The 24,828-nt window shown below is 39.1% G+C and carries 22 protein-coding genes and 1 tRNA gene; 12 read left to right on the forward strand and 11 right to left on the reverse strand.

Annotation, left to right across the window (positions count from 1 at the left end; genetic code table 11):
* Positions 1 to 236 precede the first annotated feature (236 nt).
* The 3 genes from L1264_RS12960 to L1264_RS12970 form a co-directional block, all read right to left on the reverse strand.
* A tRNA-Val gene (locus tag L1264_RS12960) sits at positions 237 to 313 on the reverse strand.
* Positions 314 to 426: 113 nt separating this feature from the next.
* Positions 427 to 1,446, reverse strand: a complete 1,020-nt coding sequence (locus L1264_RS12965) for a DUF3080 family protein (RefSeq protein WP_199526563.1) — start codon at positions 1,444 to 1,446, stop codon at positions 427 to 429.
* Positions 1,421 to 2,779 carry an MATE family efflux transporter gene (locus L1264_RS12970; protein WP_199526562.1) on the reverse strand — a complete coding sequence of 453 codons (1,359 nt, stop codon included), beginning with the start codon at positions 2,777 to 2,779 and terminating at the stop codon, positions 1,421 to 1,423. The genes L1264_RS12965 and L1264_RS12970 overlap by 26 nt, the downstream gene beginning before the upstream one ends.
* 98 nt (positions 2,780 to 2,877) lie before the next feature.
* On the opposite strand from L1264_RS12970, the gene L1264_RS12975 reads away from it, so the two are divergent.
* Positions 2,878 to 3,519, forward strand: coding sequence for a riboflavin synthase subunit alpha (locus L1264_RS12975; RefSeq protein WP_199526561.1), 642 nt, complete (start codon positions 2,878 to 2,880; stop codon positions 3,517 to 3,519).
* On the opposite strand, the gene L1264_RS12980 is transcribed toward L1264_RS12975, so the two are convergent.
* The gene (locus L1264_RS12980; protein ID WP_135924367.1) at positions 3,516 to 3,719 is read right to left on the reverse strand and encodes a CPXCG motif-containing cysteine-rich protein; all 204 of its coding nucleotides are present in this window, start codon (positions 3,717 to 3,719) and stop codon (positions 3,516 to 3,518) included. The genes L1264_RS12975 and L1264_RS12980 overlap by 4 nt on opposite strands.
* 209 nt (positions 3,720 to 3,928) lie before the next feature.
* A complete protein-coding gene (locus L1264_RS12985) occupies positions 3,929 to 4,789 on the reverse strand; it encodes a fructosamine kinase family protein (protein ID WP_135924368.1) in 861 nt (286 codons plus the stop codon).
* 112 nt (positions 4,790 to 4,901) lie between these two features.
* On the opposite strand from L1264_RS12985, the gene L1264_RS12990 reads away from it, so the two are divergent.
* Entirely contained in the window at positions 4,902 to 5,597 is a 696-nt protein-coding gene (locus tag L1264_RS12990) for a DUF445 domain-containing protein (protein ID WP_199526560.1), read from the forward strand.
* Positions 5,598 to 5,653: 56 nt separating this feature from the next.
* On the opposite strand, the gene L1264_RS12995 is transcribed toward L1264_RS12990, so the two are convergent.
* Complete coding sequence (locus L1264_RS12995) at positions 5,654 to 6,016, reverse strand: DUF3718 domain-containing protein (protein WP_135924370.1); 363 nt, start codon at positions 6,014 to 6,016, stop codon at positions 5,654 to 5,656.
* Between the two features lie 355 nt (positions 6,017 to 6,371).
* Here L1264_RS12995 and L1264_RS13000 point away from each other — a divergent pair, with 355 nt between their 5' ends.
* The 3 genes from L1264_RS13000 to L1264_RS13010 all read left to right on the forward strand — a co-directional run bounded on the left by L1264_RS13000 (position 6,372) and on the right by L1264_RS13010 (position 9,902).
* Positions 6,372 to 7,157, forward strand: a complete 786-nt coding sequence (locus L1264_RS13000) for a hypothetical protein (RefSeq protein ID WP_135924371.1) — start codon at positions 6,372 to 6,374, stop codon at positions 7,155 to 7,157.
* A gap of 112 nt (positions 7,158 to 7,269) precedes the next feature.
* Positions 7,270 to 8,652 (forward strand): amidohydrolase, encoded by a 1,383-nt coding sequence (locus tag L1264_RS13005; protein ID WP_135924372.1) that lies wholly within the window; start codon positions 7,270 to 7,272, stop codon positions 8,650 to 8,652.
* An 11-nt stretch (positions 8,653 to 8,663) separates the two neighbouring features.
* A complete protein-coding gene (locus tag L1264_RS13010) occupies positions 8,664 to 9,902 on the forward strand; it encodes an amidohydrolase family protein (protein WP_135924373.1) in 1,239 nt (412 codons plus the stop codon).
* Between the two features lie 57 nt (positions 9,903 to 9,959).
* On the opposite strand, the gene L1264_RS13015 is transcribed toward L1264_RS13010, so the two are convergent.
* The gene (locus L1264_RS13015) at positions 9,960 to 11,159 is read right to left on the reverse strand and encodes an Nramp family divalent metal transporter (protein ID WP_199526559.1); all 1,200 of its coding nucleotides are present in this window, start codon (positions 11,157 to 11,159) and stop codon (positions 9,960 to 9,962) included.
* A gap of 294 nt (positions 11,160 to 11,453) precedes the next feature.
* On the opposite strand from L1264_RS13015, the gene L1264_RS13020 reads away from it, so the two are divergent.
* Entirely contained in the window at positions 11,454 to 11,870 is a 417-nt protein-coding gene (locus L1264_RS13020) for an MAPEG family protein (protein ID WP_199526558.1), read from the forward strand.
* A gap of 62 nt (positions 11,871 to 11,932) precedes the next feature.
* Here L1264_RS13020 and L1264_RS13025 read toward each other — a convergent pair whose 3' ends face one another.
* The 3 genes from L1264_RS13025 to L1264_RS13035 all read right to left on the reverse strand — a co-directional run bounded on the left by L1264_RS13025 (position 11,933) and on the right by L1264_RS13035 (position 15,779).
* A complete protein-coding gene (locus L1264_RS13025; protein ID WP_199526557.1) occupies positions 11,933 to 13,225 on the reverse strand; it encodes an Ig-like domain-containing protein in 1,293 nt (430 codons plus the stop codon).
* 22 nt (positions 13,226 to 13,247) lie between these two features.
* The gene (locus tag L1264_RS13030; RefSeq protein WP_135924377.1) at positions 13,248 to 13,760 is read right to left on the reverse strand and encodes a porin family protein; all 513 of its coding nucleotides are present in this window, start codon (positions 13,758 to 13,760) and stop codon (positions 13,248 to 13,250) included.
* 171 nt (positions 13,761 to 13,931) lie between these two features.
* Positions 13,932 to 15,779, reverse strand: coding sequence for an ABC transporter ATP-binding protein (locus tag L1264_RS13035; protein ID WP_138556876.1), 1,848 nt, complete (start codon positions 15,777 to 15,779; stop codon positions 13,932 to 13,934).
* 159 nt (positions 15,780 to 15,938) lie between these two features.
* Here L1264_RS13035 and L1264_RS13040 point away from each other — a divergent pair, with 159 nt between their 5' ends.
* From L1264_RS13040 to L1264_RS13055, 4 genes are all read left to right on the forward strand, one after another.
* Positions 15,939 to 16,769: an alpha/beta hydrolase gene (locus L1264_RS13040; RefSeq protein WP_199526556.1), complete on the forward strand. Its 831-nt coding sequence runs from the start codon at positions 15,939 to 15,941 to the stop codon at positions 16,767 to 16,769.
* Between the two features lies 1 nt (position 16,770).
* Complete coding sequence (locus L1264_RS13045; protein ID WP_328247073.1) at positions 16,771 to 17,169, forward strand: VanZ family protein; 399 nt, start codon at positions 16,771 to 16,773, stop codon at positions 17,167 to 17,169.
* Between the two features lie 61 nt (positions 17,170 to 17,230).
* On the forward strand, positions 17,231 to 18,133 hold the full coding sequence (locus L1264_RS13050; RefSeq protein ID WP_135924380.1) for a sensor domain-containing diguanylate cyclase: 903 nt from the start codon (positions 17,231 to 17,233) through the stop codon (positions 18,131 to 18,133).
* 182 nt (positions 18,134 to 18,315) lie between these two features.
* Positions 18,316 to 19,713: a M28 family peptidase gene (locus tag L1264_RS13055; protein ID WP_199526553.1), complete on the forward strand. Its 1,398-nt coding sequence runs from the start codon at positions 18,316 to 18,318 to the stop codon at positions 19,711 to 19,713.
* Here L1264_RS13055 and L1264_RS13060 read toward each other — a convergent pair.
* Positions 19,706 to 21,862, reverse strand: coding sequence for an ATP-binding protein (locus L1264_RS13060; protein WP_199526552.1), 2,157 nt, complete (start codon positions 21,860 to 21,862; stop codon positions 19,706 to 19,708). The two genes, L1264_RS13055 and L1264_RS13060, sit on opposite strands and share 8 nt — an antisense overlap.
* 224 nt (positions 21,863 to 22,086) lie before the next feature.
* Between L1264_RS13060 and L1264_RS13065 the strand changes: the two genes are divergently transcribed.
* Positions 22,087 to 24,276: an LruC domain-containing protein gene (locus L1264_RS13065; RefSeq protein ID WP_199526551.1), complete on the forward strand. Its 2,190-nt coding sequence runs from the start codon at positions 22,087 to 22,089 to the stop codon at positions 24,274 to 24,276.
* Between the two features lie 2 nt (positions 24,277 to 24,278).
* Positions 24,279 to 24,761, forward strand: coding sequence for a hypothetical protein (locus L1264_RS13070; protein ID WP_199526550.1), 483 nt, complete (start codon positions 24,279 to 24,281; stop codon positions 24,759 to 24,761).
* Positions 24,762 to 24,828: the final 67 nt, after the last annotated feature.

A 24,828-nucleotide genomic window follows, 5' to 3' on the forward strand; every position in this document is an offset into this window, starting at 1 on the left:
TGTCAAGGTAGTGCTCTAACCAACTGAGCTACGGTCGTACAGAAGTGTCAAAATCAAGAGTGGTACAACCGAGTGGATTCGAACCACCGACCTTTGGACCGGGCCATTAAGAGTGGTAGTGCTCTTTCCTTTGGTTATACCTAAATCATGTTACAACCGAGTGGATTCGAACCACCGACCTTTGGACCGGGCCATTAAGAGTGGTAGTGCTCTTTCCTTTGGTTATACCTAAATTATGGTACAACCGAGTGGATTCGAACCACCGACCCCTACCATGTCAAGGTAGTGCTCTAACCAACTGAGCTACGGTTGTATTTTGATTTAAAAAGTTGTCAGCTTGGCTAAACAACGGAGGCTAATATATAGCGACTGCTTGTGTGAATCAAGCAGCTTTAGCTATTTTTATGTTAAGTGCTGGTTTTTTACTCATAACGGACTAATTTCGCACGCTCGATAAAAACCTTGCCACCAAGTTACATGGCTTTTAGCAGAGCGCTTAAGATTCCGTAATATTGCCTCATTACTTTCGCTATCTACTAATGGGCTCATTTCAGTGTCACGCCATATTTGATGATAAAGTGGTTGTAGGGTTTCTAATCTTCCCACCAAGAATGATTGATAAGGTTGTAACTGCTCCAAATAAAACTTTTTAAACACATTACTTAGCGTTTGTGCTTTTTGTTTATTCTTGTTGGCAGGACAGAGTTCATCATTTGTGTACTGCATAAGCAGCTCTGTTAATTGTTGATTGTAATGTGTTTGGGCTCGAGCCGCCGAAATTAACAGCTTGTTGTATTTAAAACGGTTTAACACTTCAAGTTGGCTGATGATTTTATCGGGCTCTATATCGTTTATTTTGCCGGTATTAATTTGATTGTTTAATTTAGCAATCTGCTCCAATGCGCTCACGGTTTCGCTAAAACCTGACGTATTTTCATCAATATAAGTCGAACTTAGCTGCCAGCTTTGTTTAAACTCGGTTTCGTTGAACAGCATAGCTTTAAAGTAGTTGGCTAAGTTTGCTTGTTTTTTTGCTGCGGTGAGTTTTATTTTTTCAAACAGTTCATCTTGTTCATCAATGCGCTCTAAGCATTTATTTGCGTTTTGTATAAACTTAATTTGATAACTCAAAATATTAGCGGGTGTTGCCGTTTTGCCAAGCTGGTTATTGTGCTCAGCAATCAGAGTTACAAGCTTACACTGACGTAACTGGGCAAGTTCAAGCATGCCGATCGTTGCTTTGTATTCATCGTCATAAGCGAAGTGCTTAACAGTTAGCGTACTCGGTTTAGATAGCTTAAAACCTTCGGTTTTAAGCACGTTATTTAGTCTTTGCGCATAGGTGTGATTTACATCACCAGAAGAGGGTGTGCAGGCAATAAGTGCCACACACACTAGAGCTATAATAGAGTTTAGAAGGCTATTGGTTTTGCAAAAATGGTGCATGTTTAAATCGCCTATGAACAGTGAACATCAACATAATCGCTGCGGCACTTAACCCCACAATAATGCCTATCCAAAAGCCATGAGGGCCCATTGCTGGAACAATTAAATCTGTACGAGCAAGTACGAATCCAAGCGTAAATCCGATCAGCCAATATGAAACAAATGTTATGTAGCCAATAGGGGCTGTGTGCTTTAATCCACGTAAAATGCCGTTAGCTGAGACCTGTAAAGCGTCTGGCAATTGGTAGATGCAAGCCAATACCATAATTGAAGAGGCAAGTGCTAATACCTCAGGATTATCTGAATACAATTGGCTGATGATATCACGAGCAAAGAAAGTAATACTGGCTAGCATAAATGCAATTACAGCTGCCAGAATATAGCTAGTTCTTACTGCATTTCTTAATTGCTCAAAGTGCTGCTGACCAAATAAATTGCCAATACGTATACTTATCGCAATTGAGAGACTTAGTGGCATCATAAATAGCAAGGTGGTTACACTAGCTGCAATCTGATGGCCAGCGACTGCGACTGCACCTAAATGAGCTATAAATAAAGGAATACAAGCAAATAAGGTTACTTCAAAAAAGGTAGCAAGTGAGATAGGAATACCTACTTTGGTAATGATCCACATTGTTGAGAATTTTGGTAATGCAAAATTAGCGAGGAGTTCTTTAGCGTTCACTTTTTTACTGAAATGACAGTAAATGACTTGAGTTAGTGCCATAGAAGTAAATACAAGTGCTGTGGCTATACCGCATCCGGCACCACCGTAGGCATCAAACCCTAATTTACCGTGGATAAACACATAGTTTGCAGGAACATTTACAGCTAAACCGATTAGGCTGATATAGAAGGCTGGCTTTGTCATACCCATACCTTCAGTAATATTGCGATACACGCTAAATAGCAAAAAGCCCAGCATTCCCCATTTAACAAAGTAAATATATTGCTCAGCCAGAGATGTAATCGCAGCGCTGGTGTCCAGTTGATTTAATACGCTATCAGCAAAACCAGCGACTAAGACACCTATGAAACTGAGTATCAGTGCTAAATATAAGCCTTGTTGAAAATAATGACTAATTCCTTGTTTATCATTTGAACCTGAAAATTGCGCAATAATTCCTGTAAGCGCAAGTAAAATCCCTTGAAGGGCAAGCATTAATGGGTTCCAGATACCAGTTGCAATTGATAAAGCAGCTAAGTCAGTTGCGCTTACTTGACCTGCCATTACTGTATCAACCACAGTCATTAAAATAAGTGTAACTTGCGCCAAAAACACAGGGATGGCTAAAGAAATTAAGCGCTTGGCTTCCCAACTACAAAAAAGCATATAAAACACACAACTAAAAAAACAGACAAACATTGTAATCTATTCATAGATCAATAAAAATCGCAGTTATCTATTTAGTGAAGAAAAGAAGTGTTGCTATGTTTACCGGAATTGTACAAACCCAAGCTATTGTAAAAAAAGCGATTCACGAAGGTGGAATTTTACGACTTACTTTACAGGTAGCTAATGACTATGCTGATAACTTAACTGTGGGGGCGAGTATTGCTATTAATGGCTGTTGTTTGACAGTCGTGAGTTTTGAAAAACAATCAGCAGAGTTCAGTTTTATTGATTTTGATGTAATAGATGAAACACTAAGACTAACTAATTTAGGTGCATTAACTGAGCATGACACAGTAAATTTTGAGCGTTCAGTTACCTTTGGCACAGAATTAGGAGGGCATATTGTTTCTGGTCATATTCATTGTATGGCAGAAATTATTGCAATTAATCATGACCAAAATAATTGTAAAATGCACTTATCACTAGCAGCTGATTGGCAAAAATACGTACTCTACAAAGGTTTTGTTAGTGTGAATGGCGCAAGTTTGACCGTTGGCGAAGTTGATGAACAGGGCTTTTGGTTGCACCTAATCCCAGAAACACTCGCAATCACAAATTTAGATAAGTACAGTGTTGGTGATAAGCTTAATATCGAAGTTGATCAACAAACCTATACCATTATAAACACCGTAGAAAATTACCTATCCCAACAAGAACATAGCAAACGAGCAAATTAAAAAATTTGCTCGTCGTCGCTGTCAACGAAAAGTTCTAGTTTGTTGTGTGCGTAATCAATATGCATATTTAAGTGGATCGGGTTACAGCATGCGCTGCAATCTTCGTAGTAATCCTGGTCACCGTCGCTTGCATCAAGAGCAACATGTATATGGTGGCCACAATGAGGGCATGAAATACGTTGTGTGAAATGTTCTTTCATCAGCTTTTACCTTAATCAGGCATGCCTGAGTTCGTTAAATTGCAATCAGAATTAAACCTTAACCCATGAAAAATGAATCTAGATTTAATCAGATTGGTATAACTTACTAACCGCTAAACAAGCGGCTAGCACCTGTATCTGAACGCGTTATAAGTAAACTATAGCCACGATTAACGGTTTATGACATTCGTTTTACAACGATTTTAATGTTATTTAAGGAGTAATTCGATTTGTTGTTTTGCTTCAGTAAGATAGTGTCCTGCAAAAATGTTTGCATGGTTAAGAACAGGGTAGAGTTGATAGATGAGTTTTCGTTGCTCATATCCAGATTGTAATGGGTATAAGGCATTGTATGCCTCGTAAAAGGCATCAGGCAGTGGAGCAAATAATTCGCTCATTGCGATATCACATTCCCGATCACCATAATAACAAGCTGGATCGAAAATACTGGGTACGGTGTTATAAAACCCCATATTTCTTCGCCAAAAATCACCATGGAGTAGAGATGGTTCCACTACATGGCTATGCAGTGCATCTTTAATAAAGGCGATGAACATTTCTTGGTTTACTAACTCAATGCCTTTTTCTTGTAACAATTGCAGTTGCCAGCCTATTCGTTCCTCTGCAAAAAAAACATCCCACTTTCTGTGCCATCGATTGGGCTGAACAGTTGGACCTAAAAAGTTATCATTATCAAAGCCAAACATGGCTTGAGTATGTTTTTGATGAAGCATGGCTAAATGTTCACCCATTTGATACCAATTTGAATGTGGTTGCTTATCAAGTTCTAACCATTCTAGAACGATGAATGAATACTCAATGTTACAACCTGTAGTGATGCAATCGGGTATCATAAATAAACTCTCTTGCGTGAGCAGCTCTAAATTAAAAGCTTCACATTCGAGTCGCTCTAAATCACTTAAGTGAGCTACCTTAACAAAGAAGTGGTGTAGATCATCACCAATATGGAAGTATTTATCGTTATTGGGTGATTGTAACTGGCGTTTAAAAGTATGCTTAAACTCAAAATGCATCGCTTGGCTTATCTGCTCATTCACCGAATTCCACATAATTCTGTTCACCTTTTAACCATATAATTAAACTATGGCAAAAAGACGGTGAATTAACAAACCCATGGCGTTAATATTATTAAAGTTTAGTAATTAATTTACGAGGATTCAGATGAATAAAAGTCTCATCACTAATTTAGTGGCAGTTGCCTTAGTATTAGTCGGATTTTTATTTGATCAAACAGTTGTATTAACGGTTGGTTTATTTGCCTTATCTGGGGCTGTAACAAACTGGCTTGCAATTCATATGCTGTTTGAAAAAGTCCCTTTTCTTTACGGATCAGGCGTCATTACTCTTAAATTTGCCTCTTTTAAAGTTGCTATACGTAACTTAGTTATGACCGAGTTTTTTGCAGAAGAGAAAATTGATCAAGTAATGGCTTTAGCGAAACCTAATATTGATCTTGAGCCAGTTATTAGTGAAGTTAATTTAAGTCCGGCTTATGATTCTTTAATTGAGGTCATTGAAAACTCACAATTTGGTGGCATGCTGTCTATGTTTGGTGGCCGAGATGCGTTAGAGCCTATGCGTGAACCTTTCATTGAAAAAATGAAAGCGGCGGTGATTGATATATCAAAGAGCGACGAATTTAAAACGATTCTTGATGAAAAGCTATTTGCCAACTCTCATCTAGGTGGGTCATTACATGGTACAGTTGAGCGTTTAGTTGATGAGCGTTTAAATGAACTAACGCCAACTATGGTAAAAGATATTATTCAAACCATGATCAAAGAACATTTAGGTTGGTTAGTGATCTGGGGCGGGGTGTTTGGCGGCTTATTTGGTCTTATCGCTGCGTTAATATAATAGGGGTAGGGTATGTAGCAGGCCGGTATCGGCCTACTACTTAGAATTCATCATAATTATTTAGAACCAGCAATAACAATGACTGTATCGTCAGATACTTTAGCAATATCTTGGATACTGGTTTTTGTTGTTGTTTCAAAATTTAAATAACTTGCTGATTTATTAAACCCATAGGTGCTAGCAAACTTTTCAGTGCTCATTTCATTACACTGTAGCTTTTCTGTCATAACCCGTTTGCTTAAGCGTAAATCACGCATTGTGTTTATTACGTTTAATGGTTTGTTTGAAGCAATTGCCATACACGCTTGAGTACCAACATTGTCATCTGCTGCTACAAATTGTGCGGCGTTTGTTTCTGTTGCTACTAATGAAGAACCTAAAATTAATGCTGTACCGAGTGCTGTTGTTAACGTATTCATCTTTCTCTCCAGTTGTTTGTCCATGTGACACGTCATATGTGCTACCTCGCTTTGGATACTGCACACTTCCTATTTGCTGGGCACAGTTAAAGTATGCGCTAACCGAGAGTAATTGCTGTTAATGAAAATCGACAAGTTGTAAGTAAGTATGTAGATGTGAACAACAAAAAATAACCGCTTGATAAGGTATATTTTTAAGTGTGAACTTTGACACAATTCGAGAAATATTTTTCTATTTTTATTATTAAAAAATCTTTATTGGCTAGTATTAAAGGTTTGGTTTTTACGTAATGGTTACATTTACGTTTTAACTCTACATTTTTTAGTCGCGCTATTTAAAGTATAAGGAGTACAAGTGGCCACGAAATTAGCAGGCTATTATCAACAAGCTTATGCATCTGAATCAAAACATTTTAATCAATGCTTCTATTGCGGTTGTGAAGCCACTGAGCGAGATTTTTGCCCACCACTACATATGCTACAAAGCATTATAGATTTAGGTGAAGACGCAGAATTTATATCTATTCCAGCATGTTATGAATGTTTTGCGTTACTACATAACGAACGGATACTGACCATTGATGGGCGAGTGACAAAGCTTAAAAAGAAACTTTCAGCAAAATACGCTAAAGCGTTGAGAATTTATCACATGTGGCATGAAAGTGAGCTTCACGATATGAGTGATGAATTTGTACATAGCATTAAAGCAGGTATGAAGTTAGGTGCAGAGGCTGCAGAGCGGCTTGCATTTCAAGGTTATAGTTATGCAACAGAAGAGGCCAGTGTAACTATTCGTCAAAAGCGTGCCGAATTTGATGTGCAAGGCAAAGTCTTTTATGACTTTAAAGACGCGCTAAATTACTGCATTAACGATTTGAACGTAGACAGAACAGAATTCTATAAGCTGGTGGTTGAAGATTATAACGGTGATTTTAATCGTGCTTTAAGCCAATATCGCCATCGCCACGAGAAGGTAACAGCAGCAAACGATGCTGATTCACTGATTAAAAGTTTTGCGAAGCAGCATAAACAAAATTCAGACTTTGTAACTCGCACTGTGAAGCATTTTATTAACAAAGATCCGAGTTTAACTACCGAAGGTGCTTTAGAGCAGCTATATAACAATTACATTAAAAAATAGAGCAAAACAAAACAGGTAATTCGTCCCAATAAACTGCTACTTGCCTCGTTTGTTCGCATTGAAATTAACATTTGGTTAAAGTGGTTCAATAATAAAAAGGAGAAACAACATAATGCAAAAATTTGCTCCATCCGTATTGGTCATGGCGCTTGGTGTCGCGTTAGCGGGTTGCCAAGACAATGGCCCTCAAGATCCAAAAGTAACCATAAATAAAAACCCATACCCAAGCACCTATAAGCCTCTTGCATCACAAAGCACATTGATCACAAATGCAACAGTACTAACTGGCACAGGTGAGCGCTTAGATGATGCAGATGTTTTCTTTGTTGATGGCAAAGTACAGCAAGTTGGTAAAGATTTATCAGTTCAAGCTGATAAAACGATTGATGCACAAGGCAAATGGGTAACACCAGGTATTATTGATGTGCATTCACATTTAGGTGCATATCCAACACCATCGGTGGCATCTCACCAAGATGGTAACGAAATGACAAGCCCTGTTACAGCTGAAGTGTGGGTTGAACACTCTGTCTGGCCACAGGACCCAGGTTTTAATCGTGCTCGTGAAGGGGGCATTACGTCTTTACAAATTCTACCAGGTTCTGCAAACCTGATTGGTGGTCGTGGCGTAACGCTTAAAAATATTCCTTCTCATACGATGCAAGGGATGAAGTTTCCTGATGCACCATATGGTTTAAAAATGGCATGTGGTGAAAACCCAAAACGTGTTTATGGTAGTAAAGGTGTTTTACCATCAACGCGTATGGGTAATATGGCCGGCTATCGTACAGCTTGGATAGAAGCAGCAGAATATAAGCGTCAATGGGAAAAATACGAGAGCGATTATGCTGCGGGTAAAAACCCCGAAGTACCGCATCGTGATATCAAGCTTGATACCTTAGCGGGTGTTCTTGATGGCGAGATACTCATTCATAACCACTGCTACAAGGCAGAGGAAATGGCTATGATGATCGATCTTGGTAAAGAATTTGGCTATCATTCAGGTACATTCCATCATGGTGTTGAAGCTTATAAGATTGCTGATCTATTAGCTGAAAATGGCAACTGTGCAGCACTTTGGCCAGATTGGTGGGGCTTTAAAATGGAAGCCTACGACATGGTTCAAGAGAACGTAGCAATTGTTGATGCAGTTAAAAATTCATGTGCAGTGGTTCACTCAGATTCCGACACGACAATTCAGCGTCTAAACCAAGAAGCAGGGAAAGTTATGTACCGTGCGAATGATGTTGGTTATAACATTTCTGAACAACATGCAATCAAGTGGATCACATCAAACGCTGCGAAATCACTAGGCATTGATGACAAAACAGGTTCACTAGAAGCGGGTAAACAAGCTGATGTGGTTATTTGGAATCAAAACCCATTCAGTGTTTATGCGAAAGCTGAACAAGTGTTTATTGATGGTGCCAAAGTTTATGATCGTAATGATGATAAATATCAAGCACAAAGCGATTTCATGCTAGGTCAAAAATAGGAGTAACATTGATGACAAAATTAACTCAATCATTAAAACTGTCTCTCGTTGCTGCTAGCCTGGTCTCGGCAACTGCGAGTGCTGCATCTGTAGCGATTGTTAATGCAACACTGCACACGTCAACAGAACAAGGCGTTCTAGAAGGCGCGAGCGTCGTTATTGACGAAGGTAAAATTGTTGCAATCAACCCTGCATCTATTGATGCTGATACAACCATTGATGCAAAAGGTCAAATTGTAACCGCTGGTTTTATTGGCACAATGAATCAATTAGGTTTAGTGGAAGTGGGTGCTGTTGCTGGCTCGCGTGATGGTGGGGATGATAAAGCAGGAATTGATTTCGATCCTAGCCTTGCATTTAACCCACGTAGTAGCTTAATTCCTTATGCACGTAAAGGCGGCATTACTCAGGATCTAATCGTACCAAACGGTGGTGAAAGTATCTTTGCAGGTCTTGCCTCTGTTGTTGATTTATCTGGTAGCTTTGACAGCGTAAATAAAAAGCAAGTTGCACTTGTTGTTCACTTAGGTGAAAAGAGCAAAGGTTCCCGTGCTATGTCGATGAAAACACTTATCGACAAGTTAGAAGGTCAAAAGTCAGCCAAAAAGGATGATAAAAAAGACGACAAAAAAGAGCCTTCGACTGAACAAAAAGTGCTAGATGCAGTGCTAGCTGGTGAAATGCCTCTTATTGCAAGCGTACAGCGCGCATCAGACATCTATGAACTTGTTAAGTTAAAACAAAGCTATGGCATTAATTTAGTGATTCATGGTGGTGATGATGCGGTTGTTGTGGCTGATACGCTAGCTAAAGCTAATGTACCTGTGATCATCAGTTCAATGGCTAACTTACCGGGTAGCTTTGATTCATTACATGCAAACCTTGCTAACGCAGGTAAGCTTGAAAAGGCCGGTGTAAAAGTCATTATTGGTGTAGCGGGCGATTCTAGCCACAATGTATACCAGTTACGCTTTGATGCGGGTAATGCTGTATCTTATGGTATGAGCCAGCAAGGTGCACTAAGCGCTGTTACAAGTAACATTGCTGATGTATTTGGTTTAAACTCAGGCGCAATTGCGACGGGTAAACGTGCCAACCTTGTAATGTGGTCTGCAGATCCATTTGAGCTTAATTCACACGTCAGTAAAATGTGGATCAACGGTGAAGAGGTTTCAACCGAAGCGCGTCAAGATAAACTACGTGAACGTTATACAACTGATTCAGCGATGCCACGTGCTTATACAAAATAAGCGCACGAGCACTTAGAGAAAAGGCCGCTATTGCGGCCTTTTTTGTATTTAAAGTGTTTATATTACCAAGTTTACAAGCTTATAGAGGCTTAGCCCGAATATCAGCAATAATACAGGTACAATCACCAGATTAACTGACATCGAGTTGGTATGCTCTTTCATTACAGATTTTTGATTCACTAACCAAACAAGGTAACAAGTAACAATAGGTAATAATAAACCATTGGCAGCTTGCGCGAGGATGATCACCGCAACAGGATCAAGCCCTAGCGATGCGACAAAAGCACCAAAAAGCAAAATAACAATAGCGACAAGCTTAAACCGTGTATCGCTCATTTGTGTTGACCAGCCAAGCATACCACATACCGCATAAGCACCTGCGAGTGGGGCGGTGATGGCACTTGTAAGGCCTGCGGCACACAAACCGATAGCAAAGAAATAATGAGCCATACCCCCAAGCAGAGGCTCAAGTTGCACGGCCATATTAGCAGCTGATATTTTACCTGCGTCAGTCCCATAAAATGCCACTGAGGCCGTTGATAAAATGGCTAATGTGATTATGCCACCTAAAGTAATTGAAATACCGGTATCAAGGTTCGTTTCTTTAATAACTTTATCGATGTCTTGTGAGCTATCGTGTTTTTCGGCAAGTACACCTGAATGTAAAAACAGGTTATAGGGCACAATAGTTGTGCCTATCAAGGCAAGCACCGTAGTAATTGAATCATCAGGTAGACTAGGTATAAAACCCTTCATAACTTGGCCAAGAGGCGGTGCCGCCATCACCAACGTTGAAATAAACACCAAGCTCATTAAAACAACTAAAACAATCAGTGCAGTTTCAATTACTTTATGTTTACCTGTGTATAATAATGCAGCACTTAATAGTGCAATAAGAGGTGTCCAGATCAATGGGTTTATTGATGGGATAATTTCTTGTAACCCCATACTTGCACCAGTCAAATTTCCCGCTTCGTAAGCGGCACTGCCAATACCAATCGCACTGATCACTAATATCGCAGCAAGGACTTTAAAGATCGGTGTTTGAATAGTGGTTCTAAGTGCAGTTGCTAAATCTTTCCCAGTAGCCACACCAAGACGAGCAGCCATTGATTGCAACAAAATAGTCGCTATAACAGAGAATAATAACGTCCAAATAAGAGCAAAGCCAAAATTAGCACCTGCAACACTTGCAGTGGTGATTGTACCTGGGCCAATAAAAGCGGCGGTGACAAGAAGTCCGGGACCTAAACGCATGACAAAACCTTTTATTATTATTTTTAGTGCATTAACAGTTTAAACAAAGCAGATCTTAAGGGTATAGAGAGTATTCGCAATGGTAAAGTAAAAGAGATGAGTCGCTTAGCGTTAGTGTGTTGAACTTATAACTAATCCACACTGTAATTTTTATACACTTTACGTAGTAATGGCACAGCATGTTTAGCTTTAAATATACTTAATCATTATAAATCAGGTAGTTATATTAACTGGAGTATTGGTTGGATTATTGCAAGGTATAAGCATATTTGTTATTAGCAAAAGGAAATGAAAATGCCTGAACTCACTTTTTCAGCTTACTCGGCTGTGTATGTTTATCTAATTATGTTGACTATTCAGTGGATAGTTGCAGCTGTGACTAAAGCAAAACAACCCAATGCGGTGCCAGGTAAACTCGACAGTTCCTTAAGTCATGATAGCTTTGTGTTTCGTGCGCATCGCACCTTTATGAATAGCCTAGAGAATAGCCCATTATTTTTAGCCACTGTGTTTTTAGGTTTTTTTCTTAACTTGAATAGCATGGCATTTGCTTTGTGTATCTGGATATATGTAGCTGCGAGGCTTATCCATATGATTCTGTATTATGCGATAGCAACAGAAAAGAACCCAAGTCCACGCAGCTATTTCTTTTTGATTGCAGCAATGGCTAACATGGTGATGTTGGTATTAATAGGCTTACGTTTATTGTAAAAGGGTGGTGAGGTATTGTGATTCAATGCCTCACCTGAGATTTATTTAAATTGACAAAGTCACTATTCGATATTTATTAAAACACTGCTAATTTCAGTGTCATATTGAACAGTGATCAATACCGTTCCTAATGTATTTGAGGTACTTGTAACTCTGTAGCCGGCTTGAGCTGTGCCCGCATTCACTAATTTAGTCGTTACTAGGTTACTGTTATTAATACTCCAATTAGCAAACTCAGTTACATTTAAAGATGATTGATTTGAGCTGTAGTTAGCGAACAATTTGAGTTCAATCGTTCCTAAAGGAGAAATTGAATACTCGCTAGAGCCATCATTAATTTCTAAAGAATCAAGTTCAGCGTCACCTTCAATTTGTACTGTTGTAATCTTTTGCTTAGTACCACAATCGGCTAACAGTTGCGTGGTACCAGGTTTAAGTGCAAGAAAACTAGCTGTCGAATCACTATCGTCAATACTTTTTGGTGTTAAACCAATAAAGTTACTGTTGATTGCAGACCACTTGATACTTGAGCTAATGTCTTCGGTTTGCTCTGAATTGCCATTTTGATATACCGCTTTGGCAGCAAGTTGGATTCGATCTCCAACGCTGATGTTTAACTCACTGTCTTGTTCAGAATTAAACGAAACATTAATTTCTTTTAAATTGCTAGGATCTGCAACAACAGATAATTGATCGGTAACATTGCCAATTGCAGCTGTAATTACAGTGCTTTCAACAGCTGCAGCAGATGTATATACAAAGCCTTGCTGATTGATTTTGGCAGTTGTATTTTCATCGACACTTAGATTTATATCTCTCAAGCTATTTAATGCAGTATATCCATCAACGTAGGTTATATCGGCCGATACTCTCGCAGGCGTGCATGTATTGATAGAGCCTGTTGCAGGAATGACTTGTTTTAAATTAATTGATTCTGCCGCCACATCTGCAATAGATATTTGTTTTTCATCACTAATATCATTTATAGTCGTCGCGGATATAGTAATTAACCCTTGGCTAGATGGCGAATTTTTTAGAGCAGTTAACAAGCCATTACTATTGATTTTAGCAATACTCTCGTCACTTGTTTGCCAGGTTATTTCATTGGTTACGTCTCTAGATTCACCATTTGAATCTATACCCGTTACTTTCAATTGATGGGTGTCACCTTCTTTTAAACGAACTTGGTAGTTTTCAATACTAAGTGACTCAATGATAGTGCCTTCTTGGCGTAACTTTTCAAGTTCAACTTCTTTTGCTAACTGAGTTGAGTCAGTTTCAGATCCGCAACCCAAAATAGCGCTAACAATTAAAGAGATACTGAAAAGTTTTGATACGTTCAACTGCGTGTTCATGAAAATCCTTTCGATTAGCTATTTAAAAATGGTAAGTAAGGCCAAGTGTTACACCACTGATTTCTACGTCGTCTCCTTTAAATAAAGATTGGTAGGCTAATCTCACTTGTGTATTTTTGATATAAGGTATCTGCTGGTGAACTGCTACTCCCCATGCAAAGCCATCATAATTATAATTTGTGGGGAGCTTTTCAGATGCTGAATTAACGATCATTTCGTTTTTTGCATAGCCTAATGAGATATCAAGTCCAAAGCCGTTAACTACATCAGATTGCATAACAAAAAAGAGTGCGGCGCTTTTTTCAAGTTCAAACTCTAAATTGTAAATGTTGTCGTCATCACTTGATATTAAGTACTGTGCCTCAAATGCCATATTATTGTTGCTGGCGCCTGCTCTTAAGAAGGTAGCAGTTGGTTTAGCACTTTCACTACTAATTTCAATATCACTGAGCATATAGTCAGCACCTAGATAGTACGTATCTGCCTTAGTCTGAAAACTAGCTGCAAATATAAAAAGCAAAATATACTTTTTCATAATTTAATTTCTTGTGTTTATATTAGGGTCGATACTAGCGTTTAGTATTAGTGGAATCAAGCAGCGTACTTGTAAATTTACATACAACTGGTTGAATTATATTTGAAACTGTAAATAACTAGCTTGCAGATACAAGTACCAGTTCGCTAGTTAAATACAGCAAAAACTAAGTTACTCAACACCAATAAAACCACCGGTTTGATGTGACCACAGGGCAGCGTAGATGCCACCTTGTGAAATTAATTGTTGGTGAGAACCTTGTTCAACCACGCCACCTTCATCAAGTACAATGAGTCTATCCATTTGTGCAATAGTTGATAAGCGATGCGCAATTGCTATAACCGTTTTACCCGTCATTAAATCGTCTAAGCTGGTTTGAATTGCCGCTTCTACCTCTGAATCAAGGGCACTAGTTGCTTCATCTAATATCAAAATTGGAGCATCTTTTAGAAGGACTCGGGCAATAGCAATACGCTGTCGCTGACCACCTGAAAGCTTTACACCTCGCTCACCGACTTGTGCAGCAAAGCCTTTATTACCTTTGCTATCTTCTAAGTCTTCGATGAACTCAAGTGCCTTAGCTTGCTTTGCAGCAGCGAGCATTTCTTCTTCAGTTGCATCTGGCCTGCCATAAAGAATGTTGTCTTTTACAGAGCGATGTAACAGCGAGGTATCTTGCGTCACCATCGCAATATGTTTACGTAAACTTTCTTGGCTTACATCTGCGATGTTTTGACCATCAATACGAATAGTGCCCGAGTCAACATCATAAAAGCGCAGTAATAAGTTCACTAAGGTCGACTTACCAGCGCCAGAACGACCCACTAAACCAATTTTTTCACCTGGTTTTATATCAAGGTTTAAGCCATTGATAACAGGGCCGCGATGGGTTTCGTTAGCTGCTTTACCATAGTTAAATTGTACATTCTCAAAGCTTATCGACCCTTTATCAACGTTAAGGGTGCTCGCATCTGTTTTATCATCTACTTCAATCGGCGTTGATAGGGTTTTCATACCATCAGCAACAGTACCAATGTTTTCAAACAGGCTACTGATCTCCCACATGATCCATTGTGCCATACCGTTTAATCTAAGAGATAAACTCACTGCAATAGCGATAGCCCCAACACTGATGGCACTAATAGACCACAGATACAATGACAAAGCGGCAATGCTAAATACCAGCAAATAATTAAGAGTATTGATAGAAAAGTTCAAGCTGGTAACTAAACGCATCTGCTTATATACCGGCTGTAAAAACACATCCATGCTGTCTTTTGCGTATTGCTCTTCACGCTGCGTATACGAGAATAATTTGATTGTTGAAATGTTAGTATAACTATCAACTACACGTCCGGTCATTTCTGAACGCGCATCTGCCTGCGAGCTGGCTACTTTTTTGAGCTTGGGTACAAAATACATCTGAATTGCAGCATAAAGTACTAACCAAACTAACAATGGCAGCATCAAACGCCAGTCAGATTCAGCGACTAAAAATACCATGGCACCAAAGTAGACTACGATATACATTAGTACATCGAGCAGTTTCATCACTGACTCACGAACGGCTAATGAAGTCTGCATGACTTTTGTCGCAATACGACCAGCAAATTCGTTTTGATAAAAGCTAACACTTTGACGAAGCAAATAACGGTGCGCTAGCCAACGGATAGACATAGGGTAGTTACCCAGTAGCGCTTGATGTAACACTGCTGAGTGAAAAAATACAACTATGGGCAATACTACCAGCAGCACAATTGCCATTTTTGTAAGCTCAGCCTGCTGCTCAACAAAAAGGGTATCAGGGGTGTATTGACCGAGCCAATCAACTAATTGCCCCATATAACTAAAAAGCGAGACTTCTAAAATAGCAAGTGCAGCTGCGCTTAAAGACATCAGTAGCAATGAGAGTTCCATGCCACGGGTATAATGACGACAAAATGCAAATAAGCTATTAGGTGGTTGAGATGGTTGCTCTTTCGGAAACGGATTAGTCATCCGTTCAAATAAACGATACATAGACGACGCTTTTTAAAAATCAAAGTAGCACTACTATATCATTTGAGTGGTTTTTTAGCAGTTCATTTAGCTCAAAAACTCAGATCAAAATCTATCCTCTATTCAGTTATTTACATCTTCTGTGAGAAGTGAAAATATAATAAGAAAAAGGAATTAATTATGAAAAAGTTGCTCTTTACACTTTCGCTTGTTATTAGCTTACCACTTTGTGCCTACCAAACCGAAACTCACACATTTAAGGGTAAACAAACCGCCATTGAGAAACCCGTTACGGTAACGTTACCGGATGGCTATCAAGAATCTAATAATTACAATGTTATTTATGTATTACATGGCTATAGCGGCAACCATACTGATTGGACAAAACTAACAGATATCGAAAAACTTGCCGATCAATATAACGTCATTATCGTTAATCCTGATGGAAACTTCGGCTCTTGGTATCTCGATTCTGACATCGACAAAAGTTCGCAATACGAAACTTACATCGCTGAAGATTTAGTCAATTATATAGACACAACCTATTCGACCAATCGGTCTAAAAGTGGCCGTGCAATAACAGGTTTATCGATGGGGGGATTTGGTGCTTTGCATATTGCCATTAATAACCAAACTCGTTTTGCCGCAGTATCGGGAATCTCGGCAGGTGTTGATGTAAGACCGTTTAGTGCTGAATTTGGCCTTGCAAAAGTATTGGGTGGCTATGCCGATAATCAAGAAAAGTGGGATAACATTGCCATTATTAATAACTTACATAAAATAGCTGCAGGTAACACAGCGTGGAAAAAAGGCGCTGATACTCTCGCTTTCATGCTCGATATAGGTGTAGATGACTTCTTTGTAGAGCAAAACCGAGCGCTGCACCAAGCTATGCTTAAGCTGCGAATTCGTCACGATTACATAGAGCGTCCGGGTTCTCACGATTGGCATTACTGGAATAAAGTAATCCCTTATCAGTTTCTGTTTTTAACAACACATATGGGGCAATAAGATGATGTTGCAACGACTGCTGTTTTTAATGGCGCTTAGCTTTTTTGGATTTATTGGTTGGGTAATTTATTTAGCAAATACGGGGCAAAAATCACTGCTTTTTGATTTAGTTGCTGCAATTCCTTATGGCGATAAACTGGGCCATTTTTGCCTGTTTGGTTTGCTGACTTTATTCATTAACCTTGCGTTTAAATTTAAAACTATCAAACTTGTTGGACATGAAATTTATTTAGCGGTGCTCATTGTTTCCACGTTCGTTGTATTAGAAGAATTTAGTCAATATTTTGTGGCAACACGTACTTTAGATGTTTTCGATTTAATTGCAGATTTCTTAGGGATTGCTGTATTTAGCGCAATATCACTTTGGCTTAGTAAAAAGTTATACCCAGTTAAGCCCTAAACTTTCAGCCACTTGCTTGGTTTCGTCTATACTTATTGCAAAGCAAACAATTTAGTCGCGTATGAACCAAGAAACATCGGAATATTTATCTGATATTATCACTCTCTTATTAGATGCTGTTTGTGTTGTAGACTCGAAAGGTACTTTGCTTTTTGCAAATCCAGCCTTTGAATCTATTTTCGGATACGCACCAGAAGAGGCTATTAATAGACAGATGCTCGACTTTGTTTATCCAGAAGACAGAGCAAAAACAATTCAGGCTATCAACAAAATAGTGTCTAGCAATGATGATCCACGTTTTGAAAATCGTTGGGTAAGAAAAGATGGCAGAATAGTCCATGTTTTGTGGTCAGTTTATTGGTCAAAAGAAAAACAAGTCAGAGTGGCAATCGCTTATGACATTACTGAGCAAAAAAAATTAGAACAAAAATTAATTTATATGGCAGGCCATGACTCACTTACCGATTTACCTAACCGTCATTATCTGACCACACAATTAGAAGAATCTTTGTCAATTGCGAATACCATTTCAACAGTAATAGGCGTGTTATTTATTGATATTGATGGCTTTAAGCAAGTTAATGATATCCATGGTCATGGAGCGGGCGATAAGCTGTTAAAAACAATTGCCATGCGTATTCGCCATGTATTGAAAAAAGGTGACTCAGTAGGCCGTTTAGGTGGAGATGAATTTGTCGTGGTATTGAAAAGCGTTAAGAATAAAAATGACGTGATAGAAGCCGTTGATAAGTTAAAAGCAGAAATCTGTAAACCACTTATCTATAATGATGCAGAGCTTATTTACTCGCCAAGTATTGGTGCTGTGTTATTTCCAGAACATTATGGCGATGCAGAGTATTTAATTCAGTGCGCTGACAAAGCCATGTATAACGCAAAGTACGCGGGTGGCAATCAGGTGGTGTTTTATAATGATACGATGACATTACCAGGTACAAAATCATAGTGTCACTTACAACTGAGCAGTTACCTTCAATTCCTACGATTCTTACTTATTTTAAACTTCACAGCACCTACACAAAAGATAAACTCAGATTATTCAACCTAATAATTTGTTTTCTAACTCATAACTATTGCGTGAAATGAAATATTAGTTAGCCTTGAATGATTCATTGAAGGAGTGAAACTATGTTTAAGCGTAAAATAATAACAACAACGGGTGCTTTGTTTAGCTCATCGCTGTTATTGGTCTCGGCAGCTCATGCCACAACACCTCAATACAAAGATCAACAAGCTTTGCATGATATTGCAAATGCAGTTTCAAAAACGCGTATAGAACAAGATATACAAACGCTGGTTGATTTTGGTACTCGTCATACTCTCTCTGAGACGAAATCTGATACCCGCGGCATTGGTGCTGCACGACGTTGGATCAAGTCTGAATTTGAGGCAATTTCTAAAGCTTGCGGAAATTGCCTGGAGATTATCGAAGTAAAAGACACTATTTCCGGTGAAAAGCGTATTCCAAACCCGGTAGAGGTTGTCAATATTGTGGCTATTCAGCGCGGCCAAGTTGATGCAAATCGTATGGTTATGATGTCGGGTGATATTGACTCGAGAGTCTCTGATGTAATGGACTATACCTCGGACGCACCCGGTGCAAACGATAATGCATCCGGTGTAGCTGGTGTGCTTGAATCAGCGCGAGTTTTATCAAAGTATAAATTTAATGGCTCAATTGTTTATGCAGCCCTTTCTGGTGAGGAACAAGGCTTGTTTGGCGGTAAAATTTTAGCTAAATACGCACAAGAGCATAACTGGCGTGTTCATGGCGTTTTAAACAACGACATGATTGGTAACTCAACGGGAATCAATGGCGTAACAGATAACACAACTGCACGTATCTTTTCTGAAGGCACCCGTGTTATCGAAACCAAAGAGCAAGCCCATAAACGCCGTTTTACCGGTGGTGAGGTTGATTCTGCAAGTCGTAACCTTGCGCGTTACATAGATACAATCGCAGACCGCTATATTGAAAACCTAGATACTATGCTGGTATATCGCCTCGATCGTTTTGGCCGAGGAGGGCATCATCGTCCATTTAACGATGTAGGCTTTGCAGCTGTGCGTATTATGGAAACCAACGAAAATTATAACCAACAACACCATGACTTACGTACTGAAAATGGTATTACCTACGGTGACACCATTGATCATGTTGATTTTGCCTATGCAGCGAAATTAACGTCACTAAATGCAGTGACGATGGCATCAATGGCATGGGCGCCTGCACCACCAACGGGGGTCAGTATTTCAGGTGCTGTAAAGCCAAGTACAACCTTGGCGTGGCATGAAAGTGATGATCCAACTGTGGTTAGTTATAAAATCTATTGGCGTTATACCAGTGAGCCACAATGGCAATTTAGTCGTGATGTTGGCAAAGTCACCGAAGCAACACTGAAAAATATTGTTATCGATAACTACTATTTTGGTGTTGCTGCTGTGAACAAAGATGGAATTGAATCACCGGTTGTATTTCCTGGTGATGTTGGTGCATTTGAATGGCCAGACAAATCACCTAAATAGCAATCGTTAAATCATAGCGGACACCACCGAGTTCGCTATGGACTGCCGTAATACGCCAATTATGGGCTTCGACAATTTGTTTTACTATCGCAAGCCCAATCCCTGATCCTGATTGCTTAACTGTATTTAAGTCAGGCACTCTATAAAGGTGGTCAAAAATCTTTGTTAAACTTTCATCGCTCACGCCAGGGGCTGAATCTTCATAGCGGATCAATAGCTGTGTTTGGCTTTGGCTAATCGTTAAATTAATCTTACCGGGCTGATGCGTGTACTTAAGCGAATTACTGATTAAGTTTGCAAATAACTGTGAAAGCCTTGTTGCATCACACTCTAATGTTAATTCATCGGCTATGTTTTGTGTGAATCCCACTTCAAATTGATCCAGCTGGATCACCATATCTGCGTGTAAACTTTGGAAATACTCAGCAGCATTAATTGCTGTTAGCTTGAGCTGAAAACTACTTTGTTCTAAAAGAGATATTTTATTTAAATCAGCAACTAAGGTCGCCATGTCGGTGATTTTTTGGTTGAGCTTTTCGTAGGTAAGCTCATTAAATTGAATAAGACCAGCTTGCAGAGTTTCAAGGTGTAAGCGCAACCCTGTTAATGGACCACTTAGTTCGTGGGCAACTTGTGATAATAACTTACTACGTTGGCTGATTTGTTTATCTAGATAATTCCGGCGTTGTTCAATCAGTTGTTTTCTTTGTTTTACTCTTAATAATGCAATGCCCATTACAGCTAAAAGCAAGCTAAATAATAAAATGCTGTATAAGATTGTTTGACGCTGTGAGGCTATGGCTTGGCTTTTTTCATGGTCTTGCAGTTTTAAATTTTGAATGGCCAAATCTCGGTCGCGAATAGCAATTGAGTTTTGTAACTCTGCTAAACGTTGATTGTAGTTGTTATGGGCAAAGTTTTTTTCAAGCTTCGTGATAGTGCGTTGATACGACAATGCTTGTTGATAATCAGCTTGCTGTTGTGCAACTGTAATTAGATGTTCAAGGGCAAGGATCTGCTTTTGCAGCCTATTTTTTTGATTACTTAATTGAAAGGCTTGCTGTGCATAATGTTTAGCTTGTTTAAGCTCAGTCGAGCCAATGTATAGTTTTGCTAATGTCAGTAACACATCAGTATATAAGTGATCGTCTTCTTTCAGTTCAGTGATTACTTGTTTTTCAATTGCTAATGCTTGATCAGCTTTATCAATTTCAAGCAAATTTATTGCAATATTATGCTTAGCCCAAGCGGTATTTCTTGTGCTGTTATAACTAGCAAATACTTGCTGAGCCTCTTGTGCGTATTCAAGTGCTTTAGTGTAATTGTGTAGCCCATATTCGCATTGTGATAACTTAACTAAGCTATGTCCGATATCTGAAAGTGACCCCGTTTGTCTATCAAAACTAAGCGCTGTAATAAACTCGCTCTTTGCTTTTTCGTATTGGCCTAAATCTAAATAACTTTGCGCAATCGAATAGGTTATGCCTGCTTGTAATGAAATAGACGGTGACATCTGCTGAACTAGCTCACGGCGTTTTAGTTTATACTCCAGAGCAAGCGTTAACCTGTCTAACTGCTCAAGATTACGTGAGTAACCATGGTAGAGCATTTCTTTTTGCTTTAAGGTTAATTCGCGATTGTTGTCGTGAATATAAACCTCAAGCAAGTTCAAGGCGGCTTGATACTCACCAGCATTATGATAGGCACTGACAAGGCTCGCCACGGCGTCAATTTCATAATCGCTAAGTTGCAAACGCTGAAATAGCGCGACATTTTGTTGAGATAACGAAATTGCGGTTTCTAAGTCACTTTTTCTGTAGGCCAGTCGTGCTTTAGCAAGATACAACTCGCTGTATATAGGGGAGTCGTTTTTGTATTTTGGGCCTGCTTCAAGCTCATCTATTATTGTTTGCGCCTGCTGAAACTGCCCAAGCTGTATATGAACGTGAATTAATCTAACGTTAAAACTGATTCTTTCTGCAAGGCTTGCCGATTCTAAAAGTTGTTTATCGATACTTAATAAATACTCATATCGTTTTTGGTAATCACTGATTGCTCTGGCTTCGTCAATATGGTTTTGCAATGATGATGCAAAAGCACAGTTCATTGATAAGGCAAAATACAGAAAAACAGCGGCTTTAAGTTTCATAGTAGGGTTTATTATTTTTTTAAATCCCAACTAGTCTAGCATGTCATACTTTTAAATGGGAATGATTTGCTTTTATAGCTAAAAGGAATTGCATTATGCAATTATTCTTCTCGCAACTTGCGAATAATATTGGCTAGATTTTTATAACGCATTGTTAAAAGGCAATTTATTTTTTGGAATGGTTGCTGCTTTAAGTAATTACACACCCAAAGGAGAGTGTAATTATGAAAATTAACATGTTCATTTACTTAACAGCGGCACTTGCTAACGGCTTGGTAAGTGCAGCACCATTTGAGCAGTGTCCAAGTAAAGCATTTTTAATTCAGGGTTCGCCCGCACAGATGTATGGTGTTGATTTAGTATCTGCGAAAACGACAGTGCTTGCAGCAGCAATGGATTTTGCAAGCGAAGCTAATAACGACAGTGTTAATGCGGTGGGCTTTAATTACCAAGACCAATACATGTATGGTTTTAGTAAGCAAGCCCCTAAAAGTGTGGTACGCATAAATAACCAATACAAGCTAGAGCGTTTAAATGTAAGCGGCTTACCAGATACGAACTTTTATGTGGGTGATATTTTAGTTGATGAGCAGCAAAAGAAGGCAGTGTATTACTTATATCATCCACGCTTTGGCCTTTACGCCATTAATTTAACAGCACAAAATGAACAATACCAAGCTGAATTAATTCCAGGCTCTGCTAACTGGAATCTCTCTATTTATGACTTTGCATTTCATCCGCACAGTACTCTTCTTTACGCTGTTGAATCAAACGGCGACTTATATGAGATCAACGTTGAAAATGGTGGCCCTGTTTTTATTACAAATCTCGACATTGCAGGTGATACAGGCGCCAATGGTGCAGCTTACTTTGATTTGCAAGGACAGTTTTATTTTAGTAACAATCGAAGCGGTAAAGTCCATAGGGTTAATTTAAACATCAGCCCTGTGTCGGGTTATACACCAACTGCGTCTGTGTTTACATTGGGCCCTACATCTAACCAAAATGATGGGGCACGTTGTGCTATAGCAGAGGTAAAAGTTACAGATAACTCGATTGATTTTGGTGATGCGCCTAGACCTTATCAAACAACGTTAGAAGATAGCGGTGCAAGACACTTGTTCGATCCTAATGAAGACCAATCTAACCTTGTTTATCTCGGTGCAAGTGTTGATGGAGAAAACCTAAACACTGCCAGTGATCTTCTCCAGTCATCAGTAGATAGCTCTGACGATGGGGTCAAGTTTGTAACTGATTTTGTTGCCGGCTCAACAAGCCAAATTATTGTCACATCACCAAATGATAATGGCTATTTATATGCTTGGTTTGATTGGGACCAAAATTACCAGTTTGATGCAGACGAAATCACAGTGAGTAAATATCGCCTTAATCAAGGGGATAACAGTGTTCTTGTTGATGTACCAAGTAATGCTGTTATGGGGGCAACATGGGCACGTTTTCGGGTTACAGACGGTAGCGAAGCAAATCCAATAACTGCAACAGGCGGGGTTACAGGCGGAGAAGTTGAAGACTATCCTATTAATACCTACGGTAGTCTTGCTTACCCAAGTGAGAATGGCTGGGTAACTCTGGCTTATGAAGACCAATGGCCCTTCGCTGGTGATTATGACTTTAATGATTTGGTTATGAATTACCGTACAAAGTTGATTGATAAAGATGGACAAGCGCTTGGTTATAAAATAGAAGGAGATCTTGTAGGAATAGGTGCTACTTTTCATAACGGGTTTGCAGTTCGCCTTTATCAATCTAGCCCCAGTGGTATAAACAAACGCATTTTACGCAGTCAAATAGACCAAGCATCAATCAGTTTAATCATTAATGGCGAACAGCAAACACATACGATCCTTGAAGAAGGAACAGAAGACGCAATTTTTATTGTGATGCCAGATACATGGGCTTATGCAAGTAAAGATTCTAGCTGTAGTTTTTTCAGAACAGAAGCGGGTTGTAACATTAATAATAAAGTTAGCTTCACTTTAAGTGTGTCATTAAATACTTATATAGCGAGTGTTGATGCACCTAAATATACACTGGATCCATTTATTTTTGCGGCAGAAGGTCATTACCACGGTACTTTTTTAGATGGCTTGAATCCTCGCGGATGGGAGGTGCATATTAAAAACCAACCGCCGACAGAAAAATTTAATCAAAGCTTGTTTTCTTTAGTAGGCAGTGATGATGCAACTAATACTCAGTTTGGGTATTACTTCCAAACGCCATCTGGATTACCTTGGGCCATTGAAGTGGGGTCGTCATGGGCGCACCCAAAAGAAAGTGTTGATATAACCCAAGCCTATAGTGAGTTCCAAACATTTGCTGAATCTGATGGCAGAGAAAGTCCAATGTGGTTTAACAATGCAACAACATCTAAAGTGATTTCGGGAGCACAGTAGCCATGAAACATCTATTAATTACAATGATTTGTTTAATTCTTACAGCGTGTGGTGGTGGCGGTGAAGGTGATGCTGTTAATGAAAACTCAAATACTTTGGCAACATCGGCAACAACCGCCACTACAGAAAATGAAACAGCAACTGAAACAACAGTACAAACGGATACAATGACTGATTTAACTATTTCTCCAACGTTTGATTTGTCTAGTAAAGTGTTACTTTATGTTGATGTTGATATAAATATGGGCAATCCACGTGCGTATATAAATATCTGCCTTAAAGGTGAGGATAACAAAGCGGATTACTCCGAATGTTTGTTACGCTCTTCACTTGTCGAGAGTAAGTTGAATTCGGATATTATGCTTGCAAACTCAGCGGTTGAGCTAGTGGCTGAGATATGGTTTTACGATGGCCAGCATGAACCAATGCGCTATTTTTGGCACTTTGATGCTTCGCAAGAGTCTCAACGGTTTGCGATTCGTTAAACTAAGTGATCGTTTAAGGCTGTTTAGAAGTTTAATAGTAATTAGGTGAATACAATATTTTCAATAG

The sequence above is a fragment of the Pseudoalteromonas sp. APAL1 genome (genome assembly GCF_021532475.1).
Classification (GTDB): domain Bacteria; phylum Pseudomonadota; class Gammaproteobacteria; order Enterobacterales; family Alteromonadaceae; genus Pseudoalteromonas; species Pseudoalteromonas lipolytica_C.